Here is an 11,852-nt window from a genome sequence, read left to right as displayed (position 1 = left end):
TCGCCCCCGTGAGGGTGATGCGCTTTAATTCCGGAATGCGGTTTCGTCATTGGAGGCCGCGGTTTCGTCATTCAGTGCTGCAGTTTCGTCATTCGAGTCCCCGGTTTCGTCATTCACGCCCCGCGAGTTGTCGAATGACGAAATGATCGGGATGAATGACGAAACCAGAGTGACGAATGACGAAACCGGACCGGTGAATGCGGAAACCTTCGCGGCAGCAAGCGGGTCCGAGAGTTCCGGCCCGCCTGATCCCTGGTGAGTCGTTGACAACCCTGACTGAAACGTCAACCATCCGGCCGGCGACCGCGTTTGATGTCACCAAAAGCCCCCCGGTACACGCTCCCCGCCATTCTGCTGTATACTGAGGGAATACCGACGACTATTCTTAGTTTATATAGACCATCCGTGTATGAATTCAAATCAGAAATGAGCAGGTGAATTGTTTGATCGAAATCAAGACTTCGACACTAAGCGACGGGGAGTTCAACAGAGGGGTATTTGCCACGTGTGATATCCGTAAGGGTGCGCTGATCCATCAGGCACCGGTGATCGCCTATCCGAATGACCAGCATGAGCATATCGAACAGACGCTTTTGGCGGACTACGCGTTCGAGTACGGTCTCAACCATACCGCCATCCTTCTCGGCTACGGGATGCTGTTCAACCACTCGTACGAGCCGAATGCGACCTATGAAATCAGCTTCGAGAACCATACGTTCAACTTCTATGCCCATACACCCATCAAAACGGGCGAGGAGATCCTCATCAACTACAATGGAGATGTGGATGACCAGGAAAAATTGTGGTTTGACCGGGAAGAAGAACCTGAAGCCTGATCATCGATCATCTATCAGCCTGTGTACCGCAATCCGGTACGCAGGCTCTTTGCCGTTAACGTTCACCAAACCTCCACGGTCTCACCGAAGATTAACCGGATGCCCATGCTACACTTTGTGTACTGGAGGTTGAGACGAATGAACCAAGTGACCACGGTCAACCGACTGATCATGAAAGCCGAACAGTTTATCAGGGAATGCTACGCGGAGCTTGGAATCCCGGAGGACCGGCAGGAAGAACGGATCCGGGAAATCCGGGAGGAAGTGGAAGCCACCGGCACCTATGTCCACACATCCGCTGAACTCACCCATGGGGCAAGGATGGCGTGGCGCAACAGCAACCGCTGTATCGGACGGCTGCTCTGGCATACCCTTCACGTTGTGGATGCCCGCCATCTGCGCACCGCCGATGAAGCATATGGGCAACTGCTTGACCATATCCGATTCGCGACGAACGGCGGGAAAATCCGCTCCACGATCACCGTTTTCCCTCCGAGGAAAAACGGCGCCGATCCGCTCCGCGTCCTGAACCATCAGCTGATCCGGTATGCCGGGTACGAGGCTGTCGACGGGGTGACCGGCGACCCCGCATCGCTTGAATTCACCGGGCTGTGCGAGAAGCTCGGCTGGCAAGGGGAAGGCACGCCGTTTGACGTCCTCCCTCTCGTCATCCGGGAAGACGGAAAAGAACCGGAGCTGTTCGGGATTCCCGACGATGCCGTGATGGAAGTGCCGATCACCCATCCGGACAATGAGGGACTTGGCGAACTTGGCCTGAAATGGTACGCCGTCCCGATGATTTCGGATATGCTGCTTGAGATCGGCGGGATTGAGTATCCGATGGCACCGTTTAACGGCTGGTACATGGGCACGGAGATCGGAGCGAGGAACTTCGCGGATGAGGGACGTTATCATCTTCTGCCGGCAGTGGCGGATGTGTTCGGCCTGGATACGTCCTCGAGCAGGTCGCTCTGGGTCGACCGCGCGCTCGTCGAGCTGAACATCGCCGTGCTGCATTCGTACCAGCAGGCCGGCGTCACGCTGGTCGACCATCATACGGCAGCCGAGCAGTTCAGGAAGTTCGAAGAAAATGAGCGGAAACACGGACGTCCTGTCACCGGAAACTGGTCCTGGCTGATCCCGCCGCTGTCTCCCGCTTCGACGCACATCTTCCACAAGCCATACAACAATGAGAAGCTGACTCCGAACTATTTTTATCAGGACCCTCCTGAACTGTGAAAGGGACCCATCCGCGGATGGGTCCCTTTGCAGTCCTACTTTTGATTAAATAAATAAAGCGATACAAACAGCAACACGATTGCGAGCAGCTTTTTCGCATCAACCGGGAAGCGTTCCCCTCCGAACAGCCCGAAGTGGTCGATGACCGCCCCCATGATCATTTGCCCCGCGATGATTCCGGCAAGCGTCGCAGCCACGCCGATTTTAGGTACGGAGAAGACAAGGATGATGACATAAATCGCGCCCATCAGCCCCCCGATCAGCTGCCATTTCGGAACCGATGCCATGGCCAGCAGGTTGCCGTTGCCGACAAATAGAACCGCAAAAAACAGCGCGAGCGTCCCGATCAGAAACGAAATAAACGACGCTTCGATCACCCCGACGTTTCTGCCCAGGTTCCCATTTACCTGGCTCTGGATGGCGACGGCAATGCCGCCAATCAATGCGAGCAACGGAAAAAGCAGCTTCATTCGACATTCTCCCCTTGTGAACCAATCGTCTTTGAGTCTTTTGAATATTTTATCATAATCGACCTGTCCACCGCCGAAATCTCGGTATTATTAAAGAGCCCTTTCCGGCTGAAACCGGAAAGGGCCGTTTGCATGAACCTCTTTTAGTAGGCGATCCCCACACGCTTTTTGATATGTTCACCGCTTTCGATCAGGCTATACGCAAATTCTGCGGTGTCCGGAACGGAAATCCGGCTGCCGCCTTCCGGCAGGAAATCGGTTTCTGTCCGGTAGGTGCCCAAACGCTCGCCGTCCGGCAAATAGGTCGGACAGACAATGGTCCAGTCGAAATCGGATTGACTGAGTATATGGTAGACCTTTTCATGTTCTTCTGCGGCCCGGGTCGTTTTCCGTCTGGACTCGCTGGACCGGTAGCGCAAGACATCCGGCGCCACCCGGCTCTGCAGGATTCCGGCGGTCCCGATTGTAATGATCCGCCTGATTCCTTCTGCTTTCATGGCTGTGAGAATCAGCGGCATGCTTTCCGAGAGTGTCGTGCCTCCGTCCGTATTGAGCGCGCTGATGACCACATCCATTCCATTCATAGCTTGTGCAATCGCTTCTTCGTCTAGTGCATCGCCTTGGATGACTGTGAGGCGTTCATCATTGAGTTGAACGTTCTCCGGGTGACGGGCAAGGACGGTGACATGGTGTCCGTCCTGAAGGGCATACTTGACGATATGGCTGCCAACCCGCCCGGTCCCGCCTAATATTATGATTTTCAAGAATGGGCCTCCTCTTGCGTCTCTTATCTTATTAATCATAACAAAAAAGCCCCCAACCAAAATGGTTGAGAGCCTTTGAGCTGTTGAAAATCAGCGCTTCGAGAATTGAGGTGCACGACGCGCGCCTTTGAGGCCGTACTTCTTCCGTTCCTTCATGCGTGGGTCACGTGTGAGGAGACCTGCGGATTTGAGCGCAGGGCGGAAGTCAGGGTCTACCTGAAGCAGGGCACGGGCAACGCCGTGGCGGATTGCGCCGGCTTGTCCAGTGTAGCCGCCGCCGTTGACGTTGACGAGAACGTCGTAGCTGCCGAGAGTTTCAGTCGCTACAAGCGGTTGCTTGATGACTTCACGGAGTGTTTCGAATGGAATGTAATCTTCTGCGTCACGGCCGTTGATGATGACTTTGCCTTCGCCGGGTACGAGGCGTACGCGGGCAACGGAAGTCTTGCGGCGGCCAGTGCCGATGTATTGAACTTGTGCCAAAGTGGTTCCTCCTCTTAATTACCCGCGAAGTTCGTAGACTTCCGGTTGTTGTGCTGCGTGTGGATGTTCAGCGCCTGCGTAAACATGCAGTTTGCGGTACATCTGACGGCCGAGCGGGCCTTTTGGAAGCATGCCTTTGATGGACGTTTCAAGAAGCTTTGTAGGATACTTCTCGCGCATTTCGCCTGCAGTACGCTGGCGGATGCCGCCCGGGTGGCCGGTGTGACGGTAGTAGATCTTATTCTGGAGTTTGTTGCCAGTCATTTCGATCTTTTCTGCATTAATGATGATGACGTGGTCGCCTGTGTCCACGTTCGGAGTGTACGTTGGTTTATGCTTGCCGCGCAGGATTGCTGCGACTTCGGACGATAGACGGCCGAGCGTCTTGCCCTCTGCGTCGACAACGAGCCACTTGCGCTCGACTTCTTGGGCTTTCGCCATGTACGTTGTACGCATTTGTTAGTCCTCCTAAATTTCACTCAATCAAAAGTTCCGAGTTCCAAGTTCCGATTCTCTATCCCAAACACAAAGAAACCTTACCGGGGCATTCTTAGTGGGGTTATCGAAATACCGTTTATCATCATACCTTGAATTGGCATTGAAGTCAACTGTTTTTGTGTGTACGCCAGGAAAAGTTGTTTCATTCCCCGTAGCGCACCTTTTCAAGGTACAAACCTTGTGCCTGCGCGGTTTTTCCGGCTTTGGACCGGTCCTTTGCCGCGAGGATGCCGGGGATGCCTGCTGGATCCAGTTCCCCCTTGCCGCACATCCAGAGGGTGCCGGCGATGATGCGGACCATGTTGTACAGGAAGCCGCTCCCGGTGATCACCATATGGAGCTCCTCTCCGTGCCGCTCGAACCGGATCGATTCGACGGTGCGGACCTTGTCCTCCACATCGGTCTTCGCCGAGCAGAAGCTTGTGAAGTCGTGGGTGCCGATCAGGTGCCGGGCTCCCTCCTCCATCTTGGCCACATCCGGTGTCACACCGAGTGACGGCGTCGTGAAATACCGCCTGAACGGGCTGATGACTTCGGACAGGTGCCAGATATACCGGTAGGTCTTCCCCGTCGCAGAAAAGCGCGCGTGGAAGCGGTCAGGCACCGTCTCCGCGGAGAGGACGCGGATGGCCCCCGGGAGGCGCGTATTGAGCGCCATGGCCCAGCGGCCGTCCGGGATGCCGAGCGGCGTATCGAAGTGGACGACCTGTCCGCTCGCATGCACGCCGGCATCTGTCCGGCCGGAAGCGTGCACACGGACCGCCTCCCCCTTATGGATCACGGAGAGCGCCTGTTCCAGCTCGCCCTGGACGGTGCGCCCCTTCGGCTGGATCTGATAGCCTTCGAAACCGCTTCCGTCATAGGCGATGATCAGTTTGATGCGTGGCATGGGATCTCTCCTTTCAGGTAGCCGGGTGTGTAAGTCCGGACCGGGGACTGTAAGTAAGAATCGCGGACCCTAAGTACGAATCGGGCGCCCCCCCTACTCTAAGTCCGAACCCGCCGGGATCATCCCCTCAGGAACCAGAGGGCGATAATCACTGCAAGCAGGATGAGCAGCGCGGTCGTGTCCCGCCAGTCCCACTTTAATTGACGGTAGCGGGTCCGCCCCTCTCCCCCACGGTAGCCGCGGACTTCCATCGCGATGGCGAGGTCTTCGGCGCGCTTAAAGGCGCTGACGAAAAGCGGGACGAGCAGCGGCACGACCGCCTGGACGCGTTCTTTCATTGTTCCCGACGAAATGTCCGACCCCCGGGCCAGCTGGGCCTTCAGGATCTTGTCGGTCTCGTCCATCAATGTCGGGATAAAACGGAGCGAGATCGACATCATCAGGGCAAGCTCGTGGACCGGGAACTTCACTTTCTTCAGCGGGTTCAAGAGCACCTCGAGGCCGTCCGTGATCGAGATCGGCGACGTCGTCAATGTCAGGAGCGACGTCATCAGGACGAGCACGAGGAACCGGACCGAGATATAGATTCCCTGCCGCAAGCCTTCCTCATAGATTTTCAGGAAACCGAGCTCAAACAGCAGGTCGCCTTCTTTCGTGAAGAAGATGTGCAAAAGGAATGTGAAAGCAATCAGGAACATGACCGGCTTCAGGCCGCCGATCAGGAATCCGATGCGCACTTTGGATGCCAGGATTGACAGCAAGGTGAAAGCGAGCAGGAGCGCGTAGCTTAAGGTGCTGTTCGCGAGGAATACGGCCGCGATGAAGATGAAAACGAAAATCAGCTTCGATCGGGGGTCGAGCCGGTGGACGAACGAATCGCCCGGGATGTAGCGGCCGAACACCATTTTCTCCATCATGATGCGCTGCCCCCTTCCCCGAGGTGCGCCGCGAGATAGGATGCGAGCTGCTCTTCGGTGAGTGCCGCAGGACCGTGCGGCAGGCCTGCGCCTTCCTCGTACAGCCGCTGGAAGCTGACGGTGCGAGGGACACCGAGGCGCCAGCCTGCGAGGCGCTCCGCATCCCCGAACACTTCCCCTGGAGGCCCCTGGAGGACGTCTGTGCCGTCATGCATGACAATCATGTGGTCCGCATAGCGAGCGGCGTCCTCCATGCTGTGGGTGACGAGGATCGTCGTCATGTCCCGCTGTTCGTGCAGCTCGTAGAACAGGTCCATGATCTCCTTGCGGCCGGCAGGGTCCAGCCCCGCGGTGGGCTCGTCCAGGACGAGCACATCCGGCTCCATCGCGAGCACTCCCGCAATCGCGACACGCCGCATCTGTCCGCCAGACAGGTCAAACGGCGACTTTTCCGCCGTCCCTTCCGGCAGGCCGAGACGATTGATCCACCGGAGTGCCCGGGCTTTTGCCTCTTCTTCCTGCACACCGAAGTTCAGCGGGCCGAACATGACGTCTTTCAGTACAGTTTCCTCGAACAGCTGGTGTTCGGGAAACTGGAAAACAATGCCGACTTTGCGGCGGACCGGCTTCAACTGCTTGCCTTTCGTCTCCTTGGTGACTTCTGTATCCCCGATGCGGACTCTGCCCGCCGTCGGCTTCAGAAGGCCGTTCAGATGCTGCAGGAGCGTCGATTTGCCGGAGCCTGTGTGTCCGATGATGGCCGTATAGGAGCCCGAAGGGATGCGGACGTTCACATCATGGAGAGCCCGCTTCTGGAACGGCGTGCCCGCGGCGTATGTGTAACCTACCTGTTCGAGTGCAATGTCCATAGCTGCTCCACCAACTTCCGTTCCGTCATTGTTCCGGGCTCTGTCGGGATCCCCTGCTCCTTGAGAAGGGCGGACAGCCGCATGGCGAACGGCAAATCGAGCCCGAGTGCCGTCAGTGCCTCTCCCTTCAGAAAGACGTCCTGCGGCGTTCCTTCCGCGAACTTCCGGCCGCCGTTCATGATCACAACCCGGTCAGCAAGCAGCGCTTCCTCCAGATCATGGGTGATCGAAATGACGGACAGTCCCGTCTTTTCTCTTAGTTCGAGAATGACCCGGATGACTTCCTCGCGCCCCTGGGGATCGAGCATCGAAGTCGCCTCGTCCAGGATCAGCAGCCTCGGGCGGAGCGCCAGAGCCCCTGCGATGGCCACACGCTGCTTCTGGCCGCCCGACAGATGGTGCGGCTCATGGTCAAGGAAGGTGTCCATCTTGACCTGTTCCAGTGCATTCTGCACACGGAGCGTCATCTCCCCGAACGGGATGCCGTTGTTTTCAAGGGCGAAAGCGACATCGTCCTGCACGGTTGCTCCGACAAACTGGTTATCGGGGTTCTGGAACACCATGCCCATCTGCGAGCGCTTTTCCCACAGATTGTCCTCCGTGAGCGGGTCGCCGAACAGCCCGACGGTCCCCTCCTGCGGGAACAGGAGGCCGATGATGAGCCGTGCCAGCGTCGACTTGCCAGAGCCGTTGTGGCCGACGACGGCGATCCATTCACCCGCCTGCATATCGAACGATACGCCGTCCACCGCAAAGCGGCTATCCGGGTCGTCCGGTGTATAGCTAAAACGGATGTCCTGAAGGGACAGGATCCGTTCCATAGTCATTCCTCCTCTGCTTCACTCAACTCTGCTGTCTATTGTAACGGAATGCGGGGACCGTGTCGTCCGGTCCCGGCGGGATTCAACGGCCGCCAGGAGGCAGAAGGTGGATAACCGCACCGGTAGGTTTCACGTCTCACTCCGTTGCCGCCGCGTCTCCGGTTTCCGTACGTATGTAAAAAAAAAGCGCGCACCCCAACTGGTGACTGCGCTTTTGTCGTATGGCATGACCGGCGGCTGCTCACACCGCCGGGACCATGATGGGGTGCGGAGAGCTAGACGGGACGCAAGCAAGTGCTCCGCCCATCATAACGCTCAGCTTTTTCATTTGCCGTATAAATCATTATAGAAAGAAAAGGGTGCCGTCCATACTCAGGTAACCGCACACCCTTTTCCGTACCGCAATTAAACGAGTTCGATAATGACGACCGGTGCGCCGTCACCGCGACGAGGGCCGACCTTCATGATGCGTGTGTAGCCGCCCTGGCGCTCAGCGTAGCGAGGTGCCACATCGTCGAACAGTTTCTGCAGTGCATAGACCGTTTGTTCGTTGCCTTCTTCGTCAGTCGTCGTAACGAGTTCACGACGGATGAATTCGGCAGCCTGACGGCGTGCATGGAGATCACCGCGTTTTCCGAGAGTGATCATTTTCTCAACGACGGAACGGAGCTCTTTCGCACGCGTTTCAGTCGTCTGCAGGCGTTCGTTGATGATGAGATCGGTTGCGAGGTCACGAAGCATCGCCTTACGCTGGGAGCTTGTACGACCTAACTTTCTGTAGCCCATCGAGTTTCCCTCCTTTTGGGTGAATTGGAGTGTCCGCTATGGACGATTTATTCTTCCGTACGCAGGCCGAGTCCGAGATCATCAAGCTTCGCCTTGACCTCTTCGAGGGACTTGCGGCCCAGGTTGCGCACTTTCATCATTTCATCTTCGGTCTTGTTCGCGAGCTCAAGCACCGTATTGATGCCGGCACGCTTCAGGCAGTTGTAGGAACGGACGCTCAGGTCGAGCTCCTCGATGGTCATCTCGAGAACCTTTTCCTTCTGGTCTTCTTCCTTCTCCACCATGATCTCGACGGACTGTGCTTCATCCGTGAGGCCGACGAAGATGTTGAGGTGCTCGGTCAGGATCCTGGAGCCGAGCGAGATTGCCTCTTGCGGCCCGATGCTGCCATCGGTCCAGACGTCGAGGGTCAATTTATCATAATCGGACAGTTGTCCGACCCGTGTGTTTTCCACCTGAAAATTGACGCGTGAGACTGGGGTGTAAATGGAGTCGATCGGGATCACGCCGATTGGCAGATCTTCACGCTTGTTGCGGTCAGCCGGAACATAACCGCGACCGCGCTGAGCATACATGCGCATGCGGAGGTGGCCGTTCTTGCCGACGGTTGCAATGTGGAGATCCGGATTGAGGATTTCAACGTCGCTGTCATGCGTGATATCTGCGGCCGTTACCTGGTTCTCGCCCTTTACATCGATCTCGATGACTTTTTCGTCGTCCGAGTAGATTTTCAGAGCCAGCTGCTTCACGTTCAGGATGATCGATGCCACATCTTCCACTACGCCGTCCACCGTCGAGAATTCGTGGAGGACTCCGTCAATCTGGATGGATGTTACAGCGGCACCCGGCAGTGAAGAAAGAAGAATCCGGCGCAGGGAATTGCCCAGGGTGGTTCCGTAGCCCCGCTCAAGCGGCTCCACGATGAACTTTCCATAGGTGTTCTCCACAGTCTGTACAGCTTCAATCCTCGGTTTTTCTATTTCGATCATTCAAATTCACCCTCCCTCAAAACGTCCATGAATGGCAGTTCCTATTGGAAATCGATATACAAGACAACTATTGCACTCTCACAAACCAGTTTATCCGTAAATCGTGTTTCTCAATCAATGGACGGACAGCCATTATACACGGCGGCGTTTTGGAGGACGGCAACCGTTGTGTGGAACCGGAGTTACGTCGCGGATCGCAGTGACTTCAAGGCCTGCAGCCTGCAGTGCGCGGATTGCCGCTTCACGGCCTGCACCAGGTCCTTTAACCGTTACTTCAAGAGTCTTCATGCCGTGCTCCATCGATGTGCGTGCAGCTGTTTCTGCAGCCATCTGGGCAGCGAACGGCGTGGACTTACGGGAGCCCTTGAATCCGAGTGCACCTGCGCTCGACCAGGATACTGCGTTACCTTGTGTGTCCGTGATCGTGACGATTGTGTTGTTGAAAGTGGAACGGATGTGTGCGATGCCGGACTCAATATTCTTTTTGACGCGGCGTTTACGCGTTTGTTGTCTACGTGCCATAGTGTGAAGTTACCTCCTTTGCTGATTATTTCTTCTTGTTTGCGACTGTCTTGCGCGGGCCCTTGCGGGTACGTGCGTTATTCTTCGTGTGCTGACCGCGTACAGGAAGGCCGCGGCGGTGGCGGATACCACGGTTGCTGCCGATTTCCATCAGACGCTTGATGTTGAGGTTCGTTTCACGGCGAAGGTCACCTTCAACTTTCAGGCTGTCGATTTGTTCACGGATCTTGTCGAGCTCGGCGTCAGTGAGATCGCGGACGCGAGTCTCTTCGGAAACGCCTGCGCCGGCGAGGATCTTCTGGGAAGTCGTTTTACCGATTCCGTAGATGTAAGTGAGAGCGATGACTACGCGCTTTTCGCGCGGTACGTCTACACCAGCAATACGTGCCATATTATTCGTGCACCTCCTTAGGGTTTAGCCTTGGCGTTGTTTATGTTTCGGGTTTTCACAGATTACCATGACCCGACCGCGACGGCGGATGACTTTGCACTTTTCGCAGATCGGCTTAACAGATGGCCTTACTTTCATCGCATAGAACCTCCTTATCGTCCGGAGTGCTTAGATCATTTGTAACGGTATGTGATACGGCCACGGGTCAGATCGTAGGGGGAAAGTTCCACTGTCACACGGTCACCCGGCAAAATCCGGATATAGTGCATCCGCATTTTTCCGGAAACGTGCGCAAGGATCGTATGGCCGTTTTCGAGTTCCACTTGAAAATTAGCTCCTGGCAGAGTCTCGACGACCGTGCCTTCCACTTCGATTAAATCATCTTTCGCCATCCATCATCATCCCTTCATGTTAGAATCAGGTCTCTCTTCGTCCCGCTGCGCCCTACCTTCAAACATATGAACGGTCTGCATGAGAGATGTCCGAAAGACTACCAATGGATTCCGCTTCCCTGTCCGGAAAACGGACAAATCCACGGTCTCCATTATACCTTGTTCCGGACTGCCTTGCATGAGCGGAGTCCCGCCATGCCAGCATTTCCGCGCCATGCCCGCCGTTCGCAGCGGACGCCGGACATGGTCTGCCGTCACATGCCATAAAACAGGATCGTCTCGCCTCCCCGGCACGGGCTCAGTTGCCCCGGAGCAGCCGGTCGATGTCCTCGAACACGACATCGATGTCCTGCTGCCCGTCGATGTGGGTCAGAACGCCTTTGTCGCCGTAGTAGGCGAGAAGCGGTTCACTCTGTTTCATATTCACTTCCAGGCGGTTATTGACGGTCTCCGGGTTGTCGTCGGCGCGCTGGTAGAGCTCCCCGCCGTCCTTGTCGCAGACCCCTTCCTGCTTCGGAGGGTTGAAGACAAGGTGGTAGGAAGTTCCGCATACTTTGCAGATGCGGCGGCCGGTCAGCCGTTTGACGAGTTCGTCATGCTCCACCCGGATATTGATGACATGGTCGATCTTCCGGCCGAGACCGGACATGATTTCGTCCAGTGCTTCCGCCTGTGCGACCGTCCGCGGGAAGCCGTCCAGAAGGACGCCTTGCTCGCAGTCCTGCTTAGACAGGCGTTCACGGACGATGCCCACGGTCACTTCATCAGGGACGAGTGCCCCTTCATCCATGAACTGCTTTGCCTTCAGACCGAGTTCCGTTCCTTCTTGGATTGCGGAACGGAACATGTCGCCTGTAGAGATATGAGGGATTTCGTACTTCTCGACAATCCTGTCCGCCTGGGTGCCTTTACCGGCACCCGGCAGGCCCATCAATACGATGTTCATACGTCGTGCCCTCCTACAGTGTTTTGTGCTGCCGGCCGAA

18 protein-coding genes are annotated in these 11,852 nt (G+C 56.4%); 2 read left to right on the top strand and 16 right to left on the bottom strand.

The window, feature by feature from the left end; all coding sequences use genetic code 11:
* Window positions 1–24: 24 nt before the first annotated feature.
* Window positions 25–288 carry a hypothetical protein gene (locus BLT01_RS01045; protein ID WP_143020571.1) on the bottom strand — a complete coding sequence of 88 codons (264 nt, stop codon included), beginning with the start codon at window positions 286–288 and terminating at the stop codon, window positions 25–27.
* Window positions 289–443: 155 nt separating this feature from the next.
* Here BLT01_RS01045 and BLT01_RS01040 point away from each other — a divergent pair, with 155 nt between their 5' ends.
* Window positions 444–836, top strand: coding sequence for an SET domain-containing protein (locus tag BLT01_RS01040; protein WP_125904239.1), 393 nt, complete (start codon window positions 444–446; stop codon window positions 834–836).
* 138 nt (window positions 837–974) lie between these two features.
* Complete coding sequence (locus tag BLT01_RS01035) at window positions 975–2,075, top strand: nitric oxide synthase oxygenase (protein ID WP_092093330.1); 1,101 nt, start codon at window positions 975–977, stop codon at window positions 2,073–2,075.
* Window positions 2,076–2,110: 35 nt separating this feature from the next.
* On the opposite strand, the gene BLT01_RS01030 is transcribed toward BLT01_RS01035, so the two are convergent.
* The 15 genes from BLT01_RS01030 to BLT01_RS00960 all read right to left on the bottom strand — a co-directional run bounded on the left by BLT01_RS01030 (window position 2,111) and on the right by BLT01_RS00960 (window position 11,812).
* Window positions 2,111–2,545 carry a DMT family transporter gene (locus BLT01_RS01030; RefSeq protein ID WP_092093327.1) on the bottom strand — a complete coding sequence of 145 codons (435 nt, stop codon included), beginning with the start codon at window positions 2,543–2,545 and terminating at the stop codon, window positions 2,111–2,113.
* Between the two features lie 143 nt (window positions 2,546–2,688).
* A complete protein-coding gene (locus BLT01_RS01025; RefSeq protein ID WP_092093323.1) occupies window positions 2,689–3,309 on the bottom strand; it encodes an NAD(P)-dependent oxidoreductase in 621 nt (206 codons plus the stop codon).
* A 90-nt stretch (window positions 3,310–3,399) separates the two neighbouring features.
* A complete protein-coding gene (gene rpsI / locus BLT01_RS01020) occupies window positions 3,400–3,792 on the bottom strand; it encodes a 30S ribosomal protein S9 (RefSeq protein ID WP_092093318.1) in 393 nt (130 codons plus the stop codon).
* Window positions 3,793–3,810: 18 nt separating this feature from the next.
* Window positions 3,811–4,248, bottom strand: a complete 438-nt coding sequence (gene rplM, locus BLT01_RS01015) for a 50S ribosomal protein L13 (protein WP_092093314.1) — start codon at window positions 4,246–4,248, stop codon at window positions 3,811–3,813.
* A gap of 184 nt (window positions 4,249–4,432) precedes the next feature.
* Complete coding sequence (gene truA / locus BLT01_RS01010) at window positions 4,433–5,179, bottom strand: tRNA pseudouridine(38-40) synthase TruA (protein WP_092093310.1); 747 nt, start codon at window positions 5,177–5,179, stop codon at window positions 4,433–4,435.
* Window positions 5,180–5,298: 119 nt separating this feature from the next.
* Window positions 5,299–6,096, bottom strand: coding sequence for an energy-coupling factor transporter transmembrane component T family protein (locus BLT01_RS01005; protein WP_092093305.1), 798 nt, complete (start codon window positions 6,094–6,096; stop codon window positions 5,299–5,301).
* Window positions 6,093–6,965: an energy-coupling factor ABC transporter ATP-binding protein gene (locus tag BLT01_RS01000; protein WP_092093301.1), complete on the bottom strand. Its 873-nt coding sequence runs from the start codon at window positions 6,963–6,965 to the stop codon at window positions 6,093–6,095. Before BLT01_RS01000 ends, BLT01_RS01005 begins: the two co-directional genes overlap by 4 nt.
* Window positions 6,941–7,786 carry an energy-coupling factor ABC transporter ATP-binding protein gene (locus tag BLT01_RS00995; RefSeq protein ID WP_092093294.1) on the bottom strand — a complete coding sequence of 282 codons (846 nt, stop codon included), beginning with the start codon at window positions 7,784–7,786 and terminating at the stop codon, window positions 6,941–6,943. Before BLT01_RS00995 ends, BLT01_RS01000 begins: the two co-directional genes overlap by 25 nt.
* Before the next feature lie 405 nt (window positions 7,787–8,191).
* Window positions 8,192–8,572, bottom strand: a complete 381-nt coding sequence (gene rplQ / locus BLT01_RS00990) for a 50S ribosomal protein L17 (protein WP_008298846.1) — start codon at window positions 8,570–8,572, stop codon at window positions 8,192–8,194.
* Between the two features lie 47 nt (window positions 8,573–8,619).
* Window positions 8,620–9,561 carry a DNA-directed RNA polymerase subunit alpha gene (locus BLT01_RS00985; RefSeq protein WP_092093289.1) on the bottom strand — a complete coding sequence of 314 codons (942 nt, stop codon included), beginning with the start codon at window positions 9,559–9,561 and terminating at the stop codon, window positions 8,620–8,622.
* Window positions 9,562–9,693: 132 nt separating this feature from the next.
* The gene (gene rpsK, locus BLT01_RS00980) at window positions 9,694–10,083 is read right to left on the bottom strand and encodes a 30S ribosomal protein S11 (RefSeq protein WP_008298848.1); all 390 of its coding nucleotides are present in this window, start codon (window positions 10,081–10,083) and stop codon (window positions 9,694–9,696) included.
* Window positions 10,084–10,108: 25 nt separating this feature from the next.
* A complete protein-coding gene (rpsM, locus tag BLT01_RS00975) occupies window positions 10,109–10,474 on the bottom strand; it encodes a 30S ribosomal protein S13 (RefSeq protein WP_092093285.1) in 366 nt (121 codons plus the stop codon).
* 24 nt (window positions 10,475–10,498) lie between these two features.
* Window positions 10,499–10,612: a 50S ribosomal protein L36 gene (gene rpmJ / locus BLT01_RS00970; RefSeq protein ID WP_076758849.1), complete on the bottom strand. Its 114-nt coding sequence runs from the start codon at window positions 10,610–10,612 to the stop codon at window positions 10,499–10,501.
* A 35-nt stretch (window positions 10,613–10,647) separates the two neighbouring features.
* A complete protein-coding gene (gene infA / locus BLT01_RS00965; protein ID WP_092093280.1) occupies window positions 10,648–10,866 on the bottom strand; it encodes a translation initiation factor IF-1 in 219 nt (72 codons plus the stop codon).
* A 298-nt stretch (window positions 10,867–11,164) separates the two neighbouring features.
* Window positions 11,165–11,812, bottom strand: a complete 648-nt coding sequence (locus BLT01_RS00960) for an adenylate kinase (RefSeq protein ID WP_092093277.1) — start codon at window positions 11,810–11,812, stop codon at window positions 11,165–11,167.
* Between the last annotated feature and the right edge of the window lie 40 nt (window positions 11,813–11,852).

Source organism: Bhargavaea beijingensis (assembly GCF_900101985.1).
Taxonomy (GTDB): domain Bacteria; phylum Bacillota; class Bacilli; order Bacillales_A; family Planococcaceae; genus Bhargavaea; species Bhargavaea beijingensis.
This window is presented reverse-complemented; position numbering and strand designations above follow the sequence as displayed.